Raw genomic sequence first — 20,541 nt, forward strand, 5'->3', positions numbered from 1 at the left:
ATGAAAAAACACACGATTAGAACAAAAGACGGATTGCGGGTCGACTTCAAAAATGCAGAAAAAATATTAAAAGAGGTTCCTGAATTTTTGGAGGTAATGGCCGCATTACCTCTATGGGATGAATTGTCTTTGAAAATAGAAGGGACAACGAACGTTACTTTCACACACATTTTATCAGCCGATGTTGAGTATTTCTTTGATGAAGAATCTTGTGAAAGCTACCTTGAAGTAACAATTACGTTAAGTCCGCTTATGGATGATCAAGAGGAAATAGCGTTTGAAGAGCCGGAGGGGGAAAAATGACAAACGATCAGATGAGAGACAAGGTCAGACATATGATAAGTGCCGGATATGAAGACGGAGGAATTGCCGAATATGATGAGTACAATAACATGCTTCAGGACTTCTTTGAGAACGAACTAATTGACTTACTTCCGAAAAAAGCGCTTCAATGCATCATAGAAAAGTTTGAGGAGATACACGAATCCGGACCATGGGATGGTTGTCTTTTGACAGGGAATTATTGAGGAGGGCGCGGAACAATGACAGAAAACGAAGAACTGCAAGCAAGGTGCATCGAACTGGAAACGCGTAACGAAGATTTAGCGCGGACGATTCAGGAGCAAAACAAAATGATCCGGGGGCAAAACTGGCGAATTCTGTCTTTCGCCCTCTCTTGGATTGTATATGGCGCTGTGAGTGCTGTGAATTATTTCTGGGGGTGATGGAATGAAATTCACATTTAGAATGTTGATGCTTCTCATGATGTCGGTCATTGCCAATTCCATAGGAGCAATCCTGGATCAGTATTTCGACAATCAGAGTTCGAGAATAAATTGTGTGGCAGTTGCCGCAGTTATCAGTGGGTACTTGGTTCGTGGATGGTGGCCGTTAAAAAAGAAGGAGGGCGCGGAATGACAAAGACAAAAATCATAATCAAAACAAGCGATAAGGTTGAGGTCACACGGGAACAGGCGCGGGCGATAGAGGAAGGCATGAAGTTTTATTTGAAAATGGCTGATGACGAACCTGAAAGAGTGAACACGTTGACCAAAGGAGACAAAAAAGAATTTGCGCGCCTTCAATTCGTCGGGAAACACTTTGTCATTAAAATAGGTGATGTCGAACCGTGGACCGGATTGTTTGATCCGCTGAACAGCATGTCTGCTTATGATCTAAATAAGGCGATTTTGAAGGGATATATCGTTAAGGGGGAAGAATGATGATCAACAAAGTCGTAATCGAAATCACAGCAGAAAAAGGCATTGTGAAATTGTTTAACGAGAATGGGGAAGAAATTAACAGGCAGGAAACTTCACCAACAGAAAGCGGATCAAGTATCCAGTATACAGGCGCCGACTTTGAAGACATGACAGCAGAAGAAGGCATGACAGACGAACTGTGGGAAGCGTTGGAGCAGAATTTTTATGTCCATGATGTATTAACAGCAATGAGGGGAGAGTAATCATGAAAAAACTATTCAAATCAATCATTCTATCAGCTGCATTACTTACGGGAGCGGTGGCGGTTGCGCCGTCTGCTTCCGCAGCATGGTCAGGCTGGCAAAATGAATCTAGGTACAGCGGCCGGGTGTTTACGGATGCCGCGACTTACACGGCCGGCGCCTCAACGGTGGACTGGAAAGCCGAGAAAAAAGGATCAAGCACACTTTATTACACGGCCGGCGTATACAAGAAGCGAAGCGGCGGCGGGCTGACTGATACGAACTTAGTACAGCGGGGCAGCTTCAAAACGGCAACGCCTCTGAAATCATTCAACGTGAAAACGATCCGGAATAAGACCGGGAAAGGAACATATGTCATCCAGCTGGACTGCTACTCTGATTCCGGCAAGCGGAACTATATTGGAACATTTGAATCAGCAAAATTTTACGTGAAGTAATCAAAAATCAATATGTCCAAGACGGAGAGCCTGCGGACACTGATCATTGCACAGAATCACTGTGCTCTGATTGGTGTCCGTTTTTTATTTGAACGGAGGGACGGCATGAAAACGAAGAAAAACGCCACGCTGAGCATTGATTTTAAAGAAAAACAGCCATCGTCACACAAAAGTATCGAAAAAAAGCCGCAGAAGCTTACTGAGAGAGAGTTGGAGAACCTCATGGGTGTAAACAGGCCTACATATAAAAGAGGCCGTGGTGGAGCTTTTAGACAGAAATAATAACGGGAGGGATTTTTGATGAATCAAATGACACTGAACATACCTCAAATTGACGAAGAAGCTACGAGAATGAAAGCTGAAAAGCTGCTCGAACAATATCGCATGTACTTACTACAAGTGCCGGAAGATTTTTTGCCGAAAGTGACCGCAACATACAGCCTTGTTCCACCCAGCTTTTCGAATGAATTTCATTCCTCCACAGAAGACGCAGCATTAAAACGCATGGATTGGGAAATTGAGAGGGAACGGTTTTTAAAGAGAATGCAAAGAGCGGTTAACCGGCTTTCCCAAAAGGAGCGGCAAATACTTGTCATGCTCTATATGCAGAATGAAGAAATGTATGATTATGAAGTCTATGCAGAGATGAGACTCAGTCAGCGGAGCTACTACCGGACGAAAGCAAAAGCATTTTACCGGCTGGCCTTTGCTCTTCGCGTGGAAGTTTATAAGGACGGGGGCGCGCCGGAATGAATTTTGTTCAGCCTATAAGGGACTTAGATCAGATATATTATATTAAAAAGTACCTGAAAGAACGGAGCGAACGGAATCACCTTCTTTTTGTGGCCGGAATTAATTCAGGTCTGCGTATATCAGACTTGCGGCTTTTAAGGGTTAGGGACGTGAAGCGCATGTATATCGACCTGCGAGAGCAAAAGACCAGTAAACAAAAGCGAATCAAAATCAATAAAGCATTAAGGAAGGCTTTTGCCGATTATATCAAGGACAAGGATGATCAAGAATTCTTATTCAAAAGCCGCGAAGGACTAAATAAACCGATAAGCCGCAGTATGGCATATAATATTTTAAGGGAAGCGGCTGATTATGTTGGTCTTGATGGTATCGGGACTCATACAATGAGAAAAACCTTCGGATACTGGCACTATAAGAAATTCAAAGACGTTGCCTTGCTGCAGGAGATATTTAATCATTCAAGCCCTGACATTACGCTCAGATACATCGGAATTACTCAAGACACCATGGATCAAACAATGGATGCATTCAGCTTATAAGCTCATCTGTTTAAAAAACAGACGGGCTTTTTTTATGCTTTTTCCTATGAATAAACCATATTGAGAAAATGTCAAACTCATTTCAGAGAAATGAATTAAACATAGTGGTGGCAAAGGATTCAGCGATTCGGGGAATTGGACACAATATAAGTTATGATTAATTGGGTTATGTGGAAAATCTTGTACACCTTTCGTGGTATCATCGTGTTACAGGAGGTGAGCGGCATGAGTAGAGGCGCAACAGGTTCAGCGTTAGAAGAGAAAGGCATGGTTTGATATAACGATACCAAGTAATGAAGGGGTGAGCGGGATGACTGCTGCAGAGCAAAAAGGAATGTACTAAAAAGATTTTGGCAGAAAGATGGCACGATAACGGCACACCATTTTGTTTTAGATAAGGTATTATGGTAATAGGTAATAAATCAAAGGAAGCGGCACTGCTGATGAGCGGGGTCGCTTTTTTATGTTCTCTGTAAACTGCGTCCGGTAAGTCTCAGGATAGACAATCGGCGGTTAACGGCTTGAGTGCGGGGGCAGTTTAGAAAGAATATGAAGGAGGATAAGCATGAGTGTTGTAAAAGGATTGACGCATTGCACCTTCAGACCATTGAAAAAGTGTACTGTGCAGCCGTTGGGTGTAATGCCCAATTGGTTGCATAATGAACGCAGAGCAGAAGATTTAAAGGCAGCTATTAATAGATACATTGACGCAAACTGCGAGATTCCCACTGAATGGATTGAGGAATACAATTTGTTGATTAGTTCGATTAGAGCTGAAGGGGTGAATGAGTAATGAAAAATATATTGAGAAACAAGGTCTATGAGCAAGCGCGTTATGCTTTAGAAGAGAAAATACCTACTCTTGAAGAATCAATTAAAGGCATAGATCAAAGAATTGAACGGCTAAAAAAGCAAAAGGAACGTCTTTGTGAAATGTTAGATGAAGACAAGGGCTTTGTAGAAGAGGCTATTGAAAAATTTGATTTTGTTAAACAATTCTTTTTAGGTGAACGGGGTCTCGATTGTGGCTATCTGCTGTTTTTGAATAAAGAATTCCTAGCCGATAAGGATGGATATTCATACCAAGATGCGATCAAAAAAAGAGATGAGGATAGACATGAAATGCCGGTTAATGATGCTGTAGCCGAAACACTTTATTGTGATGATCAAAAATTCACAACTATACATTTTCCTCATGGGGGCATTCAATCATGAAGAAAGCTTTAAAGCCCTGCAATGAACCCGGCTGTCCTAGCCTGACGCGAGAGGGCTACTGTGAACAGCATAAGCGAATCAAGTCGGCCTATGATCAATACCGGGAGTCTGCTGCCAAACGGGGGTATAACAGCAAGTGGAGGCAGGCGCGCGCTGGCTACCTGTCCAAGCATCCGTTATGTGCTGCCTGCTTGATGCAAGGCAGAAGAACCCCGGCGACAGTTGTCGATCATATCGTTCCGCATAAAGGCGACAAAAAACTATTCTGGGACTCGGGTAACTGGCAGCCTCTCTGCGGGCCGTGCCATAGCCGGAAGACGGCAAAGGAGGATGGAGGATTTGGGAACAGAACATCAAACGTGCGTGTGTGATCAATGCATGACCAGACTTCTTATCAAAGGCTGTTCAAAGATCAGGAAGCACGACAACGGAATCAAAGAGCATTACATCAAGTGTCCACGCTGCAAGGCAGAGTATACATCCTTCTATACAAACGAGGACATCAGACGAATGCAGCACAGAATAAGAAAGATGTTTGCTCTTCGTCGTAACATGAAAAAGGAATCAGCTGTTGATCTATATTCAAAGAAAATAGAAGCAGCACAAACAGAAATTCAAACAGCCATGAGCCAGCTGAAGAAGGAGATGGAGACCCCCCACCCTTAAATCCCTAGAGGACGTTTGCCGGAGACCGCGCTCCCCTCCCCATTTTGAAAAATTCCCTAAATGAAAATTCGGAAGGAGGTGAGGGAATGGCCAGACCGCGGGAACCTTTGGATTTGTTACTTTATAAAGGTAAGAAAAACTTGACAAAGCAAGAGATTGAGGAACGTCGGGAACAAGAAATAAAGGCACCAAACGACAAAGTAAAAGCTCCATCATATTTGCCAAAAGACTTAAAAAGAGAGTTTAAAAAGATAGCGGATGAGCTAAAAAACATCGGAATTATGACTAATTTAGATGTGGACGCGCTTGCCCGTTTTTTGTTTGCTCGAAAACAATACTTGGAAATGACCGAAGTCTTACTCGAAACGCCCATTACTGCATTAGTTGAGGATGATGACGGAAATAAATTTGAAGTAGCGAACAAGACATACAGTGATTTGCTTATCAATCAAGACAAGCTGTTCAAACAATGCAGGCAAGCTTCTAGTGATTTAGGGCTGACCATTTCCTCTCGCTGTAAACTTATTATCCCGAAAAAAGATGATGGGAAACCGAAGTCAAAAGAGGAAGAACGGTTTGGGGGCCGCATGTAATGGAAGAGATTACAGCCGAAATTCTCATTGAGCGGGTTTGGTCATATGCTGAGAAAATTCGCTCCGGGGAAATTAAGGCAGGCAAAAAGCAAAAATGGGCTGTAGAGCGATTTTTTAAAGATGTTGACCGGCTCGCAGAAGATGACTGCCCTTATTACTTTGATGCTGAAGCTGTTGTAGATTTTTATGAATGGTCGCGGCAATTTAATCATGTCGAAGGTATACTTGCGGGGCAGCCGATTGAACTAACAGACTTTCAGCTTTTTATTGCAGCCAATATATACGGATTCTATAAAAAAGAAAATGGCGCCCGCCGGTTCCGGAAAGCTTATATCCAGCTGGCACGTAAAAATGCGAAATCGCAATTTTTAGCTTTAATAGCGTCATATGAGATTTTCCCGACACAAGAAAAACACCGGGTATTTATCGCAGGCTGGTCCCGCGAACAATCAGATGAAGTATATCAAGCAATTCTTGAGCAGCTGCATCACGCGCCGATACTCAAAGGGAAATATACCTCTGCTAACGGCCGCGTGAAAAAATATAAAACAAACTCTATTATCCAGCCTCTTTCCCGTGAGGCCCGGAAGCTCGGGGATGGTAAAAACCCATCATTGGGAATTGTGGATGAATACCACGCACATGAAACAAGTGAGATTTATGACGTCCTGGACAGCGGGATGGTCGCCCGGCGCAGCCCGTTAATGGCTGTTATTACGACAGCGGGTTTCAACATGGAGCGGCCATGCTTTAAGGAATATCAATATACAAGCAAAATTCTTGATCCAGACATTGACACGGAGAATGATGATTATTTTGTTATGATCTGTGAACTGGACCCGGAAGATGACATAAAAGATGAATCAAACTGGATCAAGGCGAATCCGATTGTAGCAACGTACCCCGAGGGGATGGAATCATTACGTTCTGCTTTAAAAGTGGCTCTGGAGGTGCCGGAAAAGATGCGCAGTTTCCTTACCAAAAATATGAACCGATGGGTTGACAAGAAGGACAATGGTTATATGAATATGACAAAATGGCGCGCTTGCAGCGGGGGAATTCCTGATCTGCAAGGACTGCCCGTTTATTTGGGCCTAGATTTATCAATGACAACAGACTTAACCTCCGTTGGATATGTGGCCGTGCAAGACGGCTTTTTCTATGTCGGTCAACATTCCTTTATGCCTGAAGCCCGAGCCAAAGAAAAAATGGCGACGGATAAAGTGCCATATGATTTGTGGAGAGAGATGGGATTTATCACTTATACGTCTGGCGAAGCAGTTGACTATCAATTAGTCGAACAGTGGATCATTGAATTTATCCATAAAAACCGTTTTCGGCCACAAGAGACCGCGTATGACAAGTGGAATGCTCTTCATTTAGCACAACGGCTCGAATCAAAAGGGCATACAATGGTGGAACTGCCACAGAGAATCAATCATCTTTCATTACCTACAAAAAGCTTTCGTGAGAAGGTATATGAAGGAAAAATCGTACATGGTAATGATCCGGTTTTAACATGGGCGGTTAATAACGCAATTATAAAAATGGACCCGCAAGAAAATATCATGCTGGACAAAGCAAAATCACCGCAGAGAATTGACCCTATTGCGGCTGTTATAAATGCTTACGCCAGAGCGATGTATCATGACACAAACCATAGAGTAGATTTAAATAATCACTTCGGCTCTGGGAATTTCAGTTTTTAGGATGTGAGAAAATGAAAAAAGTCAGGAAAAAGATCAAAGCTTTTTTTAAGTGGTTTTTTCACCCCAAGTATATGAAAGCCCTGCTTTCTTTTTTCTGCTTGATAATAAATGATCTGCTGTTTATGGCGGGAGCCGCCTTTATCCTGACAGCTGTCTATAGATGGAGCACAAACATCGGTCTTATTCTGACGGGTGTCTTTTTAATGTTTTATGCTTACCTCATATCAAAGAAAGCGAGGTGATATAAATGCTGCTTGAACGAATGTTTGAGAAACGTTCTGGCTCGTCAGATCATGAAGATGGTTTTAACAACATTTTATTAAACATGTTCGGCGGCCGGAAAACAGCAAGCGGCGAAAGAGTGAGTGCAAGCAACTCACTTGTGCAGCCGGACATATTTGCATGTGTCAATGTATTGTCGGATGACATTGCAAAACTGCCGATTCACACATATAAAAGAACGGACGGCGGCATAGAGCGGAAACCCGAGCACCTGTCCGCGCATGCTGTTTATGCTCGGCCGAATCCTTACATGACAGCCTTCACATGGAAAAAGCTTATGATGACTCATGTTCTGACTTGGGGAAATGCATATTCCTATATTCAATTCGGACCACATGGTTACCCGGAAGCGCTCTTTCCCTTGCGCCCTGATTACACGAATGCTTACGTTCATCCGACAACAGGCATGCTGTGGTATCAAACTGTGATAAACGGGGAAGCCGTTGAATTATACGACTACGAAGTACTACATTTTAAGGGGCTTTCGACTGACGGAATACATGGTAAATCACCTATTGGCGTTGTTCGGGAGCATATCGGGGCGCAAGCGGCTGCCACAAAATATAACGCCAAACTGTACAAGAACGAGGCAACTCCTCGGGGGATATTGAAAGTCCCGGCGTTCCTGGATGAAAAACCAAAAGAGAACGTGCGCAAAGAGTGGAAACGGGTGAATCAAGGTGAAAATATCGCCATTATAGATAACGGACTGGAATATCAATCTATTTCTATGCCTCTGCAAGAAGCTCAATTCGTTGAGTCTATGAAGTTTAACAAAGCACAGATTTCCATGATTTATAAAGTACCGTTGCATAAGCTGAACGAATTGGATAAAGCGACATTTTCAAATATTGAGCATCAGTCCATTGAATATGTCAGAAACACGCTGCAGCCGTGGATTGTGAATTTTGAACAAGAACTAAACGTTAAATTGTTCTTGGATCACGATCAGAAAAGCGGCCATTACGTGAAATTCAATATAGATAGCGAGCTGCGCGGCGACAGTAAGACGCAAGCGGAGTATTTGAAAACACTTCATGAAACAGGAGTGCTGAATAAAGACGAAATCAGAGAATTACTTGAGCGCAACCCTATTGAAAACGGCGATAAATATATCTCCAGCTTAAACTATGTGTTCCTCGATTTTGTGGAAGAATATCAGCGGCTTAAAGCTGGCGGCGCCATGAAGGGGGGTGACAACAAGAATGAAGGATAAAGAGGTGCGGCATCTGACGACGCCGATTGAACTGCGTTCCGAAGGTGAAGGGCAGAGTGAATATATCGAAGGGTACGCTCTCAAATTCGAAAAATGGTCAGAACGTTTGGGCTGGTTTAAAGAGATAATCAGCAGAACAGCTCTTGACTCAGCTGACATGTCTAACGTCATCGCCCTTTTCAACCATCAGCAAGATTTCCCCTTAGCGAGAAATACTGTTTCCGGGGATACTGGCCGCCTTGAATTAGAAACAGATGGGATAGGCCTCAAATTCCGATTCAAGCCCTCAGACACGTCATATGCGCGTGATTTAATGGAGAATGTCAGGAGCGGTGTGATCAATCAGTGCTCCTTTGCTTTTTCACTTGATTATGGGGATGCTGAGGCAGATGAATGGCGTATCAATGAAGATGAGGACATTTACGAGCGACGAATTAATAAAATCAATCGTATTTTTGATATTTCGCTCGTCACTACGCCTGCTTACAGCGATACTGAGGCGGTTGTAGGTGCCCGCAGTTTAGAAAAGGTAGAGCAGCTGAAAGAAAGACGTAATTCATCAGATGAAGCGTTAAAAATGGAATTGGAACTATTAGGCCTTGTACTCCCGGAGTAAGGTCTTTTTTAGTTCAGAAAACAAGGAGGAAATGATTTTATGCCAATGCAAATGAGCAAAAAAGAAATCGCATTAAGACAACAGTTTACTGAAAAGAAGCAGCAAGCAGACAAGGCACTGCAGGAGGGCAATACCGATGAAGCGCGTGCATTGCTTGATGAAGTGAAACAGCTTAAAAATCAAATCGAATTGATGACCGAAGGACGTTCACTTGATGTCCCGGATTTACCGGGCGGTGTAAACTTTGTGCCCGAGCAAGAGCGCAACCCAGAGGGGCAGCGTTCACAAGGTCAAGGAAATGAGGAAAGGCAACAGCAATACAGCAAAGCTTTCCTTAAAGGATTGAGAGGCAAAAGACTTACCGACGAAGAGCGTGACCTTCTGGATAGTCCAGAATTTAGAGCGATGTCCGGTATAAATGATGAAGATGGCGGAATTTTGATCCCAGAGGATATTGGAAGGCAAATCCATGAATTTAAACGTCAGTTTGAGCCGTTGGAACAATATGTAACCGTTGAACCTGTCACAACTCGATCTGGAACTCGTTTACTTGAGAAAAATGCTGATATGGTGCCGTTTTCACCTGTAGAGGAATTGGGGAATTTACCTGAGATTGATCAGCCTAGATTCACAAAAGTATCCTACTCAATCATAGATTATGGTGGCATCATGACTCTATCTAATTCAATGTTGAATGACTCTGACCAAGCGATCATGACATATGTAGCAAAATGGTTCGCAAAGAAATCAGTTGTTACCCGTAACAATTTGATTTTGGCTGCAATTGCATCATTGAAAAAAGTAGATATTGATGGTTTGGATGGTATTAAAAAAGCATTAAATGTCACGCTTGATCCGATGGTGGCGCCGGGTTCTATCGTGCTGACAAACCAAGACGGATATGACTGGTTAGACACGCTTAAAGATGGAACAGGAAGATACCTATTACAGCCGGACCCAACCAATCCTACAAAGAAGTTGCTTGATGGACGACCTGTCGTGCCTTTTACTAACAGAGTATTAAAAACTCTAAAAGGTAAAGCTCCTCTCATCATCGGGAATTTAAAAGAAGCGATTGTTCTGTTTGATCGTGAACAACAGTCAATTGCATCCACAGACACAGGGGCAGGAGCATTTGAAACAAATTCAACAAAAGTCAGAGGGATTGAACGAGAAGATGTCCGTAAATGGGATGAGGATGCTGTAGTATTCGGACAAATCACGGTTGAATAAGGAGAGATAATATGAGCTATTCAACAAAAAACTACACCGCCGACGGGGGAAATCGTACCGTCATCGGCGGTGTTTTAGAAATTGCCGGGGGCAAGGTCATTAAAGATGGACAAGAGGTCAGTTTAGGCGGTAACCAATCTGAACCAGGACCCGGAAGCGTAACCAATGAAATGTTGGCGGATAAGTCGGTCCGCAGCAGGAATATCGGCACCGGCAGTGTAATGGAAGAACACTTAAATTCATCTGTTTTAGATCGTCTCAAGGCTATAGAAGATAAATTGAAAGAGCTTGCCGGTTCTCAGTCTGACGGAAAAACGGAATAAAAAATAAAAGGAAAAGGATGATTACAGATGGCTGAAGATTATTTATATGAAAGTAATGGAGTCAAAACTTCATCTGAAAAAGGAAAAGACGGCAAAGCGATAACGCCAGTCTATCTCAAAGAAAATAGCGAAGAAAATCCTCTTTTTGTAAAAGGGTTGCAGGGTGAAAAAGGTGAGCCGGGTCCTCAAGGTGAACCAGGCCCTCCAGGTGAGCCAGGTCAAAAGGGCGATCCGGCTGTTATTGAAGAGGGAAGCATTGTGCATGAAATGCTTGGGGAAAAATCCGTTCGGAGTAAAAACATTGGAACTGGCAGCGTGATGCCGGAGCATCTAAACAGCGAAATTACAAAAGTGCTTGATGAATTGAAACAAAAAATGAATAACCTTGAAAGTGACCTGGCTGCTTTGAAAGGAACCGAAGAAGAACCGACAGAATAGGCGGTGTGTCCTGAATGGATTTAGAGGCTATTAAAAATTATTTAAAAGTCGAGCATGAAGAAGATGATCGTCAGCTTTTGAATCAAATGGCGGCGGCCAAAAGCTATATTATCAACGGGATAGGCCGGTATATTGAAGGGCACCCGCAATTTGAGCTGGTGCTTCAAATGCTTGTCCAACATTGGTATGAAAACAAAGGGATATATGAGTCCGGGGGAACCGGCTTATCTATCCCTTTTACTGCTGAAAATATATTGACGCAGCTGCGTTATGTATCTGTGGAGGAACAAGAAAATGAGAAAAAAGATCAGTCAACTCCGGCACCGTCTGACCTTTCAAAAGAAAACCGAGACACAGGATGAAGAAGGTAATTGGAATGCAACCTATGTGGACTTATTCACGGTCTGGGGAGCTGTAGAGGGGGCTGGCTCTCTCGGAAATAGCGAAACTATGATTGCCGGGGCATTGGGAGTCAAGACCCCCAAAAAAATCACGGTGCGTTACCGGAAGGATATAAAACCGAATATGCGGATTGTTAAGCGCGTTCCTAAAGAAAAGACGGAACGCGTTTTTGATATTTTGGACACTAACGATCCGGATGATCAAGGGGAAGAGCTTGAGATTCTTTGTCAGGAGGTGGGAATCAATGGCTGATATGAGCTTTGACGGCATAGATGATCTAACGCAGTATTTTGAAAAAATCGGCGGAGACGTCGAAAAGGTGGAACCCGTAGCGCTAAAGGTCGGCGGTGAAATTATCGCTGAACAGCAACGCTCCCACGTTAACCGGAGTGATAAAAAACAACCTCATATGCAGGACAACATCACAGTCTCCAATGTCAGAGAATCCAAGGACGGAGTGAGGTTTGTGGCCGTTGGTCCGAATAAAAAGGTAGCGTATCGCGGGAGTTTCTTGGAGTGGGGAACTTCAAAAATGCCGCCGCAACCGTTCATAGAAAAAGGCGGGAAAGAAGGGGAGGGGCCTGCTGTGGAATTAATGGAGCGAATACTTACAGCGCCGATCAAATGACCTACTCTCCTAAAATTGAATTGGTGAGTACACTTAATTCCAGTGCCTTAATAAAAAGCCTTGCATCTGGCGGAATTCATAACCTCGTTGCGAATGATGTCAGCGCATTTCCAAGAGTAGTTTTTTCGGAGATTCAAGATGCTGATGCGGATTTTGCAGACAACAAGGTCTATTCGTTTGAGGTGCGTTATCAGATCAGCATTTTCACTCAAGCGAGTACCCGCGGCAAAGAAACAGCGATTGCTGCCGAAATAGACAGGCTTATGCGGGAAATCGGATACAGCAGATATGATTCTCAAGATTTATACGAAACAGATACAAAGGTCTTTCATAAGGCCAGACGTTATAAAAAAACCTATTATCAGGAGGGAAAGTAGATGGGGAAAGTATTATCCGGCTTGGATATGTTTCATATCGCCGAAGTATTGAAAGACACGAAAGATGAATTGAAATTCTCTGATCCGCAAGAATTACCGGGTGCCGTTAACTTGAAAATTGATCCTAAATCCGAACAAGAGGTTTTTTATGCTGACAACGTGGCATATGCCACTGTTAATAGTTTAGGTGATATTGATGGTGAAATGGAAGTTGCCGACCTCCCTCTTGACATGCAGTCAAGGATTTTCGGTAAGCAAGTGGAGAATGGCATCCATTTTTCTAGTGCTGATGATAAGACATTGGAGATTGCTCTTGGTTTCCGGGCCAAGCTCTCTACCGGCGGGTACAGATACTATTGGGTGCTTAAAGGAACCCCAGAATTAGTACCGGTTGAACACAAAACGGACGAGGGGAAAGCTACGCCCCAAACAGCGCAGGTCAAAATTAAATTCATGCCTCTTACTAATGTAAAAGAGGGTAAGCGCAGATGGGATGCAAAAGCAGAAGAAGATAAGGCCAATGGGATTAACGCTGAAACATGGTTCAAACAAGTTGTCTATAAGGACATCACGAAAGAGGGAACGCCTGTCGTTGATGTCGGTAAATAATTAATTGAGCGCCTGAGAGCGCTCTTTTTATATGAAAAAGGAGGAACCTACATGGAAGCTTTGTCTATTACACTTCGGCTTGATGGTAAAGATAAAAAATTTGTTACACCTGACCACATTACAGGTTTATTGTTCCGGAAGGCTGCAAAAATCACTGATGATTTTGAATCCCAAGATTCAGAACGCCTTTTTACTGATGAACAAATTGAATTTGTCTGTAATACATTTGGCCAGAAATTCACGCCTGATGAGTTTGAAGAAGGGATTGACTCCCGGTTAGCAGGAAGGACAATTTTTGCTGCTGCACAGTATGTGTTGGGGAACATTGCAGATGCAACGGCTCTTTTAAATGGCGAAGAAATTCCCAGTGGTGAAGAGCCGGGGGAGTAAGTCTGTCTGAGTCAGTCCTTGATATGTATAACGCCCTTGAGGAAATAGGATATACGCAGAATCAAATTGACGAAATGGACATTGTCTATCATCTGAAAAGACTGGCTCGGAGAAAATCGCAAGAGAAGGCCCAAACGAAGGCAAAAAACAATGATGAACCTGTATATATTGATCAATTTCTCGGATAAGGAGGTGCCCGGTTGAGCAAAGACATAAAGGTCAGGCTGTATTCGAATTCATCTGAGTTTAAAAAAGAAATGAGCGCCTGTGCTGTTCAAATGAAAAATTTGAAGTCGGAATTTGAAAAAAACCGTACGGCAGTGGGTGTGTGGGGAAACGAATTAAAAACTGCTCAAGTAACCGAAAAAACATTAACACAACAATTGGAAACACATAAACGCAGAGTAAAGGCTCTTGAGAGAGCTTACGCAGACGCGGCTATAAAAAAAGGGAAAGACATAAAAGAAACGCAAACCCTCGCCCGCCGTTTAAATAATGCTACTGCCGCAATGAATAAGACGCAAAACGCGCTAAATAGTACGACTCAGAGGATAAAAACGTTAGAGGAGGCAGCGAAAAGAGCTTCCTCCCGTGTTCGGATCATGGGCGAACGAATGGATTCAATTGGTGGAAAAATGCGTTCCGTTGGTTCGTCAGTAGCTATGACATCGGGCATCGCCTTTGGTGCGCTGGCTCTGTCTCTACGTGATGCTGTTCAGGTCGGTATGGACTTTGAAAAGCAAATGAGTAAAGTCCAGGCCATTTCCGGCGGATCGGCGGCAGAGATCGCAAAATTGAGAGAGCAAGCAAAAGAACTCGGTGCAACCACTGTCTTTACAGCAAGTCAGGCAGCGGATGCACAGGGTTTTTTGGCAATGGCTGGATTTAAGGTTAATGACATTTATGACGCAATGCCCGGGATGCTCAGTCTGGCGGCAGCTGGCCAACTGGAATTAGGCGCAGCCGCGGATATTACATCAAATATCATGTCTGCCTTTGCTCTAAAAGCAAAAGAGTCAGGGCACGCCTCGGATGTCATTGCTTACGCCGCAGCCAACGCAAACACCAACGTTGAACAGATGGGCGAAGCCATGAAGTTTTTGGCGCCGAACGCCAATTCTCTTGGTTGGGGTATGGAAGAATCAGCAGCCGCCATTATGGCTTTTGGTGACGCAGGTCTTCAAGGTTCAATTGCTGGGCAGGCTTTTGGTACATCCTTGATCCGTCTCGCTTCACCAACCGGTAAGGCTTCGAAACTTGTCAAAAAATTAGGTTTTGATTTCTTCGATGCGGCCGGAAACATGAAAAGTATGCCGGAAGTCGTTGAGGAAATGGAAAAAGGTCTGAAAGGCATGACCAAAGAGCAACAGGCGGCCGCATTAAAAACGATCGTGGGCGCTGAAGCATATAAACATTGGGCTGTCCTTCTTCAAAAAGGTTCAAAGGCTCTGGGGGATAATACTAAGGCGCTTGAAAAATCAGATGGAGCCGCCAAAAAGATGGCGGATACGATGCTGGACAATGCACACGGAAGCATAGTAGCTTTTCAGTCAGCACTTGAAGGGGCAAAAATCAAGCTGACGGAAAGCCTTTTGCCTGCCCTGGGCGATTTAGCAAACAAAGGCAGCGACTTGATTATGATGTTTAATAATCTGGATTCCGGCACCGTGCAAACCATAGCGAAAACAGCCGTTCTGGCGACAGGTGTATTAGGGGTTACGACAGCCGTCGCCACGCTTACAGCTGGAATAGGGGCGCTTTTAGCGTTTACCGGCCCTGTTGGCCTTGCGATTGTCGGAGGCACAGCGTTGCTTGGCGGCATTTCAGTTGCTACATACGCTTACACTGAGCAATTGAAGAACCAGAAAAAGCAGCAAGAAGAGGCGCGAGAATCCGCCTTGCTTTACGGGGAGGGCGTTTCTAAAGCAACACAAAAATCTGCTTCCGCCTATGTGGATTTAAGAGAAAAGGCAGAACTGCAGCTGTTTGAATTGACCCGGGTATCTGGTTCAGAAGCTCAGAAGATGTCAGCTAAATTAGTTGAAACTTATGCCAGTATGCGCGACCAGCTAATACAAGAACTTGAAGGGCTTAAAAAGGATGCTCTGGTTGTCTTAAAAGGGCTATACGCAGACACCGATGAGAAAACAAAAAAAGCCGGCGAAAAGATGACTGACAAGATGGTTGGCGCAATTGATAAAGATATGCAAGAGGCTAGAAATAAGCTGAAACAGTTAAATGCTCTACAAAAAGAGACGGGCCTCGTCACTTCCAACATGAATGCCTCACAAAAGAAGCAATTCAATGACATTGTTTCCTATTTTGAATTGTCTACAAGTAAATTTGCGGCCAATCAAAAAGAAGCTTTAGCAATGCAAAAAGTGGTAACGGATCAGCAAGGACAGCTTTCATTTAAACAAGCTCAGAAGTACAACAACGACATTAAAAAAGTCTATGACGATGGTAAACAGGCCGCCAAGAAAGACATGGAATACAGAAATGATGTTATTGAGAAGTTGTTTGCACAGGGATATATAGAGGCTGAACAAAGAAGATCATTACTGAGCAAAAGCACGGCTGACTATAATACCGCATTAGCAAAAAACACGGATGCCTATGAAAAAAATTCAAGAGCCTTATTTTCCAAAATGTCACGAGACGGCAAGTTGCTTGATTTAGAGACCGGAAAGGCATTGGATAGACAAGATGAATTTATATCTAATTCAATGGGGATTATGGTCAAAACTGAAGAGTCTGAAGCTCAATATCAAGAACGATGGGCAGCCCGGCAAATAGATTTTCTTCAAAAATTAGGACAATCCAAAGAAGAAGCAATTGAGACTACCCAACAGGCTTTAGAAGAGTTTTACCAAGGCATGGGGATGACCCAAGAACAAGCCCGTGAAGAAGCAAGTCAGATGGTTGCCAATGTTGAAGGGGAATTAGATAAGCCGACAAGCGCCGAGCAATCAGGGAAAAAGGTTGCCGAGGACTTTTCCGCTGGCTTGAAGCAGTCCACACCAGCAGTTATTGGCGGGGGAACGGTCTTACAGCAGGCCCTTAACAATTCGCTTTCCGCAGATAATACCACGCCCGCACAGGCCGGACAAAATAAAGGTAATGCCTTTCGTACCGGTATCAATTCTACGAGGCCCGGTAATGCACAAGCAGGATCATCTATACTTCAATCTGCTTTAAATGAGATGAGGAAAGGCGGCGGGCAAGCAAATGCAGCAGGACAAAACAAAGGAAATAAGCATAAAGCTGGTTTAACGTCTACCAAAGGCGCTAATACATCTGCGGCCGGGTCTCTCAGCTTATCTGTAACGAATAATTTAGCCAAAACCTCAGACGGCGGAGGCGGTAAAAAGGCCGGAACTGAATTGGCCAGCGGCGTTCTCAGTAAAAAAGGCACAGCAAACAGCGCCGGAAAAAGTGTTGCAAACAGCGCAAAAACAGGGCTGAAAAGCGTTAAGACACAAAGTGTCGGTTCTGACTTTGTAACCGGCTTTATAAATGGAATGGGATCGCAAAACGGCTCTCTCTTCAGCGCGGCATGGAACTTGGGGAAATCCGCCTTGCGGACTTTAAAGAAGTCAATTGACTCTCATTCTCCCTCCAAACTAACAAAAGCGGAAGGAAACAACTTTTCTGATGGGTTTGCGTTAGGGATAGAGGACAAAGCCAAAAACGTAAAACAAAGCGCTGCTTTTATGGCGCAGAACGCGATGACCTCGTTTAAGCAGGAATTAAATCAGATGGCTTTCAACATAAAGGGGGCTGCTGATCAGCTCATTTCAATGAAGTCGGAGCTTACCATTCGGAATGAAGTTGACACGCCTGCCTTAAATCAAAAGCTCGATGCTCTAATCACACTCCTGTCTCAGCAACAGTCTGGCGGGGCAGGCCAGGCCGCATTACCTCAGCAGCCTATTATCATCCATCCGGCTGCGGTGCATATGGACGGCCAACAAATTGCGACGATCGCTTTTGAAAAAGGAGATGGCAGGATACTTGATCAGAAAGCTGCAGACCGATACAACCAGAATGCCTATAAAGGCGGTGTCAGATCATAATGCTAGATTTATATATTGATTTTAATAACGGTATGGGGGAACAAAGTTTAACAGGCATTCTCCCCCGTTTTAAGGTGCGCAGCTTCACGCCTGACTCACCGAATATTGAACGAGAAACAACGACCCTCCCAAGGATAAACGGTTTAGTGCTGCCGCAGCACCCCCGGGACGTTGTCTACAAAGAGAGAGACATCAAGGTTGATTTTTTATTAGATTCCATCATTCCCGAAACCTTTTATCAGAACAGGCATGAACTTTATTCATTGTTAGTGCAGCCGTTTCCTTATTATATTTCGACGGACCTTCTGCCTAACCGTCGGTTCCTTGTTACGTGTGACGGGAATTTTACTATCACTAAGGACAAACAGAAAAATCATGCCACATTTACAGTAGGGTTCACGGACATTCTGGGGCTTGCCGAGTCGAAATATACCTCTTCTACCATCCAGAATTTCAATGGGGAGCATTGGAGTCCCGGCATGGGAATCCTTCGGAGAGATGATCTTGAATATCATTTCAAGAACCAAAAACGATTCAGCGTTTACAACCCCGGCGGCGGCGCGGTCAACACTCTGCAGCATGATTATAAGGTCTTTCTCTGGGCCAAAGGGACAAACGTAACCATTGCGAACCGAACGAACGGGGAAAAATTAAAAATTGAGCAGGAGCTAAAACGCTCGCAAAAAGTCACATTCATCAGGCAGTACACTGTAATCGGGGATAAGCGTCTGAAAACATCCGGCCGTCTGCCGACACTGGATGTAGGATGGAACGATTTTGAAATTATAAACTCAAATGACTTTGAAATTTTATTTGATACTCGTTTTTATTATAAGTAAGGAGGGGTGACATGGCTGCGGCTGACTTTATTAAAAGTCTGGTACCAGGAGCGCAGAAGGTACGGAAAAAATATAACGTCCTTGCCAGTCTTGTCATTGCTCAAGGCTGTCTGGAAAGTGGGTTCGGCACGAGCGGCCTTTCCAAACAAGCTTACAATTTGTTTGGGATAAAGGGAACCTATAACGGAAAATACGTTTTGATGTGGACCAGCGAGCAGGACAAATACGGAAATGTTGAGAGGGTACAAGCTAAATTCAGAAAGTACCCTTCATACGCTGAGAGTTTGGCCGATCTGGGAAGCTTATATAATCGTCTTGATCGGTATAAAGCAGTGGTAGGGGAAACGGATTATAAAAAAGCATGCCGGGCCGTTCAAAAAGCTGGCTACGCAACAGACATCAACTATGCTAATAAATTAATTATCATGATCGAACAGTATAAGTTGATGCAATATGACGATACGTCAGAATTGCCGAACGAGCCTGATGATCCAGAATCCCCGGAGACCCCAGAAGAGGAACCGAGCTTTCCGAGTAAAGAATATGCGGGTAACGACATCCCTCTTAATAAAAAACTGCCGTCAGATGTGGACTTTCCTCAGCTGCATGTTTCCACGAAAGACGGAAATGACGTTGTGGAAGTAACAGGCGTGATCGTTGATCTTACAGACGATACTACCGGGAAAAAGAGCTTTACCTTTACGATTACCAAAACAGAGAGCAATGCGACTGAATTCGATTTACTGATCAACGACAATATTCTTTACATTGACGAAAGGAGATTCAAACAACAAAAATACTATATTACAGATGTAGACTTGAAGCAGGCTAAAAACGTCCTGACAAAAACAATCACGGCCAATCATATATTTACCGTTTTGCTTGCTGAGAATCGAGTGGATGATACAGTAACGAAGAAACTGACTGTAAAAGGGGCCTTTGACATTGCGTTAAAAGGTACTGATTTTTCATATGTGCTGGAAGAGCCTGAAAGCAAATTCGCCACTTCCGAAGAAGAGAATTTTGGTGATAAAAACTCTACCGAATTAATAGATCAGCTCATAAATGATTATGAGTTAGAGCTTGACGTGGATAATTATAAAATTCATGTCTATAAGAAAATGGGGAAAGAGATCCCTTTCACATTTGACTCCCGTTATAATATGCCGGGCATCAGTATCAAAACCAACTCGCAAAACTGTTCTACTCGTGCATGGGGATATGGTGCGATGTCTAAAGACAGTAAGAGCACAGACAAAAAACCGAAATACGTATTTGAGCCGATCTTGTACATCCATCCAGAGGAAAAGAAATTCCTGCGGGAAGGTAAACCGAAGTGGGCCGATCCGATCAGAGACGAAACTATAAAAAAGTCGGGCAGCATGGTTTCTGCGCTGAAAAAACATGTGAATCCATATCCGGAAACAGTCGTCAGTGTGGATTATCAATATGTATACGAACCAAAATTGCTCAAAATTGAAAAACCGTTCTGGAAGGGTGATACAGTCCACATTTTAGCCGACACAGCAGACGGAACTACTTATGAGGATGATGTGCGGCTCTTAACGATTCAATACAATCCGTTAAATCCATACAGCAGCCCGAAGCTGACTTTTGCCAATTTCAGAAAAGACATACAAGATATTGCGGTGAATCAGGCCAAGAAGCTGAGAGAACAAAAACGATATATTGATCAAATACTGACAGCGCTTTGATAGGCGTTTTTTATTTTGTC

Annotated in this window: 30 protein-coding genes; all 30 read left to right on the plus strand. The window is 43.6% G+C overall.

The genetic code is table 11. The features are described 5' to 3' along the window. The 30 genes from OVA33_RS14950 (at position 1) to OVA33_RS15095 (ending at position 20,521) form a co-directional block, all read left to right on the plus strand. A complete protein-coding gene (locus OVA33_RS14950) occupies positions 1-303 on the plus strand; it encodes a hypothetical protein (RefSeq protein ID WP_242490562.1) in 303 nt (100 codons plus the stop codon). Then, a complete protein-coding gene (locus OVA33_RS14955) occupies positions 300-527 on the plus strand; it encodes a hypothetical protein (protein ID WP_063636452.1) in 228 nt (75 codons plus the stop codon). The genes OVA33_RS14950 and OVA33_RS14955 overlap by 4 nt, the downstream gene beginning before the upstream one ends. 15 nt (positions 528-542) lie before the next feature. Then, entirely contained in the window at positions 543-725 is a 183-nt protein-coding gene (locus OVA33_RS14960) for a hypothetical protein (protein ID WP_110085345.1), read from the plus strand. Between the two features lie 189 nt (positions 726-914). Continuing rightward, complete coding sequence (locus tag OVA33_RS14965) at positions 915-1,223, plus strand: hypothetical protein (RefSeq protein ID WP_017417274.1); 309 nt, start codon at positions 915-917, stop codon at positions 1,221-1,223. After that, positions 1,220-1,465: a hypothetical protein gene (locus OVA33_RS14970; RefSeq protein WP_026092239.1), complete on the plus strand. Its 246-nt coding sequence runs from the start codon at positions 1,220-1,222 to the stop codon at positions 1,463-1,465. Before OVA33_RS14965 ends, OVA33_RS14970 begins: the two co-directional genes overlap by 4 nt. A gap of 2 nt (positions 1,466-1,467) precedes the next feature. Next, positions 1,468-1,902 carry a hypothetical protein gene (locus OVA33_RS14975; RefSeq protein WP_017417276.1) on the plus strand — a complete coding sequence of 145 codons (435 nt, stop codon included), beginning with the start codon at positions 1,468-1,470 and terminating at the stop codon, positions 1,900-1,902. A 105-nt stretch (positions 1,903-2,007) separates the two neighbouring features. Beyond that, on the plus strand, positions 2,008-2,184 hold the full coding sequence (locus OVA33_RS14980) for a hypothetical protein (protein ID WP_017417277.1): 177 nt from the start codon (positions 2,008-2,010) through the stop codon (positions 2,182-2,184). A gap of 18 nt (positions 2,185-2,202) precedes the next feature. Continuing rightward, a complete protein-coding gene (locus OVA33_RS14985) occupies positions 2,203-2,655 on the plus strand; it encodes an ArpU family phage packaging/lysis transcriptional regulator (RefSeq protein WP_017417278.1) in 453 nt (150 codons plus the stop codon). Next, a complete protein-coding gene (locus OVA33_RS14990) occupies positions 2,652-3,194 on the plus strand; it encodes a site-specific integrase (protein WP_017417279.1) in 543 nt (180 codons plus the stop codon). The genes OVA33_RS14985 and OVA33_RS14990 overlap by 4 nt, the downstream gene beginning before the upstream one ends. A gap of 565 nt (positions 3,195-3,759) precedes the next feature. Continuing rightward, complete coding sequence (locus OVA33_RS14995) at positions 3,760-3,987, plus strand: hypothetical protein (RefSeq protein ID WP_063636451.1); 228 nt, start codon at positions 3,760-3,762, stop codon at positions 3,985-3,987. After that, the gene (locus OVA33_RS15000; protein WP_048367370.1) at positions 3,987-4,409 is read left to right on the plus strand and encodes a hypothetical protein; all 423 of its coding nucleotides are present in this window, start codon (positions 3,987-3,989) and stop codon (positions 4,407-4,409) included. Before OVA33_RS14995 ends, OVA33_RS15000 begins: the two co-directional genes overlap by 1 nt. Continuing rightward, positions 4,406-4,780, plus strand: a complete 375-nt coding sequence (locus OVA33_RS15005; protein ID WP_063636450.1) for an HNH endonuclease signature motif containing protein — start codon at positions 4,406-4,408, stop codon at positions 4,778-4,780. The genes OVA33_RS15000 and OVA33_RS15005 overlap by 4 nt, the downstream gene beginning before the upstream one ends. Continuing rightward, complete coding sequence (locus OVA33_RS15010; protein ID WP_223255067.1) at positions 4,740-5,075, plus strand: transglycosylase; 336 nt, start codon at positions 4,740-4,742, stop codon at positions 5,073-5,075. Before OVA33_RS15005 ends, OVA33_RS15010 begins: the two co-directional genes overlap by 41 nt. Before the next feature lie 86 nt (positions 5,076-5,161). Further along, positions 5,162-5,668, plus strand: coding sequence for a phage terminase small subunit P27 family (locus OVA33_RS15015; RefSeq protein ID WP_046559655.1), 507 nt, complete (start codon positions 5,162-5,164; stop codon positions 5,666-5,668). After that, positions 5,668-7,377, plus strand: coding sequence for a terminase large subunit (locus OVA33_RS15020; RefSeq protein ID WP_063636448.1), 1,710 nt, complete (start codon positions 5,668-5,670; stop codon positions 7,375-7,377). Before OVA33_RS15015 ends, OVA33_RS15020 begins: the two co-directional genes overlap by 1 nt. 247 nt (positions 7,378-7,624) lie before the next feature. After that, positions 7,625-8,875: a phage portal protein gene (locus OVA33_RS15025; protein WP_061046715.1), complete on the plus strand. Its 1,251-nt coding sequence runs from the start codon at positions 7,625-7,627 to the stop codon at positions 8,873-8,875. Beyond that, complete coding sequence (locus OVA33_RS15030) at positions 8,865-9,491, plus strand: HK97 family phage prohead protease (protein WP_015968215.1); 627 nt, start codon at positions 8,865-8,867, stop codon at positions 9,489-9,491. Before OVA33_RS15025 ends, OVA33_RS15030 begins: the two co-directional genes overlap by 11 nt. A 39-nt stretch (positions 9,492-9,530) precedes the next feature. Beyond that, complete coding sequence (locus OVA33_RS15035) at positions 9,531-10,724, plus strand: phage major capsid protein (RefSeq protein WP_123117863.1); 1,194 nt, start codon at positions 9,531-9,533, stop codon at positions 10,722-10,724. Positions 10,725-10,735: 11 nt separating this feature from the next. Then, the gene (locus OVA33_RS15040) at positions 10,736-11,047 is read left to right on the plus strand and encodes a hypothetical protein (RefSeq protein ID WP_063636446.1); all 312 of its coding nucleotides are present in this window, start codon (positions 10,736-10,738) and stop codon (positions 11,045-11,047) included. Between the two features lie 27 nt (positions 11,048-11,074). Further along, on the plus strand, positions 11,075-11,485 hold the full coding sequence (locus OVA33_RS15045) for a hypothetical protein (protein WP_065180841.1): 411 nt from the start codon (positions 11,075-11,077) through the stop codon (positions 11,483-11,485). Between the two features lie 14 nt (positions 11,486-11,499). Further along, on the plus strand, positions 11,500-11,847 hold the full coding sequence (locus tag OVA33_RS15050) for a head-tail connector protein (RefSeq protein WP_065180840.1): 348 nt from the start codon (positions 11,500-11,502) through the stop codon (positions 11,845-11,847). Beyond that, positions 11,780-12,139, plus strand: coding sequence for a phage head closure protein (locus OVA33_RS15055; RefSeq protein ID WP_039251289.1), 360 nt, complete (start codon positions 11,780-11,782; stop codon positions 12,137-12,139). The genes OVA33_RS15050 and OVA33_RS15055 overlap by 68 nt, the downstream gene beginning before the upstream one ends. Next, the gene (locus OVA33_RS15060) at positions 12,132-12,515 is read left to right on the plus strand and encodes an HK97-gp10 family putative phage morphogenesis protein (protein WP_065180839.1); all 384 of its coding nucleotides are present in this window, start codon (positions 12,132-12,134) and stop codon (positions 12,513-12,515) included. The genes OVA33_RS15055 and OVA33_RS15060 overlap by 8 nt, the downstream gene beginning before the upstream one ends. Continuing rightward, positions 12,404-12,892, plus strand: coding sequence for a tail completion protein gp17 (gene gp17, locus OVA33_RS15065; RefSeq protein ID WP_079891351.1), 489 nt, complete (start codon positions 12,404-12,406; stop codon positions 12,890-12,892). Before OVA33_RS15060 ends, gp17 begins: the two co-directional genes overlap by 112 nt. After that, positions 12,893-13,501: a major tail protein gene (locus tag OVA33_RS15070; protein WP_065180837.1), complete on the plus strand. Its 609-nt coding sequence runs from the start codon at positions 12,893-12,895 to the stop codon at positions 13,499-13,501. It abuts the gene before it with no gap. A 51-nt stretch (positions 13,502-13,552) separates the two neighbouring features. Beyond that, positions 13,553-13,891 (plus strand): phage tail assembly chaperone G, encoded by a 339-nt coding sequence (gene gpG, locus OVA33_RS15075; protein WP_065180836.1) that lies wholly within the window; start codon positions 13,553-13,555, stop codon positions 13,889-13,891. 2 nt (positions 13,892-13,893) lie between these two features. Further along, on the plus strand, positions 13,894-14,079 hold the full coding sequence (locus OVA33_RS15080) for a hypothetical protein (RefSeq protein WP_223255071.1): 186 nt from the start codon (positions 13,894-13,896) through the stop codon (positions 14,077-14,079). A gap of 12 nt (positions 14,080-14,091) precedes the next feature. After that, the gene (locus tag OVA33_RS15085) at positions 14,092-17,967 is read left to right on the plus strand and encodes a phage tail tape measure protein (protein WP_065180835.1); all 3,876 of its coding nucleotides are present in this window, start codon (positions 14,092-14,094) and stop codon (positions 17,965-17,967) included. Further along, complete coding sequence (locus tag OVA33_RS15090) at positions 17,967-18,806, plus strand: phage tail domain-containing protein (protein ID WP_063636439.1); 840 nt, start codon at positions 17,967-17,969, stop codon at positions 18,804-18,806. The genes OVA33_RS15085 and OVA33_RS15090 overlap by 1 nt, the downstream gene beginning before the upstream one ends. 11 nt (positions 18,807-18,817) lie before the next feature. After that, a complete protein-coding gene (locus OVA33_RS15095; RefSeq protein WP_106067982.1) occupies positions 18,818-20,521 on the plus strand; it encodes a phage tail spike protein in 1,704 nt (567 codons plus the stop codon). Positions 20,522-20,541 lie beyond the last annotated feature (20 nt).

The organism is Bacillus sp. KICET-1 (assembly GCF_027721405.1).
Lineage (GTDB): Bacteria > Bacillota > Bacilli > Bacillales > Bacillaceae > Bacillus > Bacillus velezensis.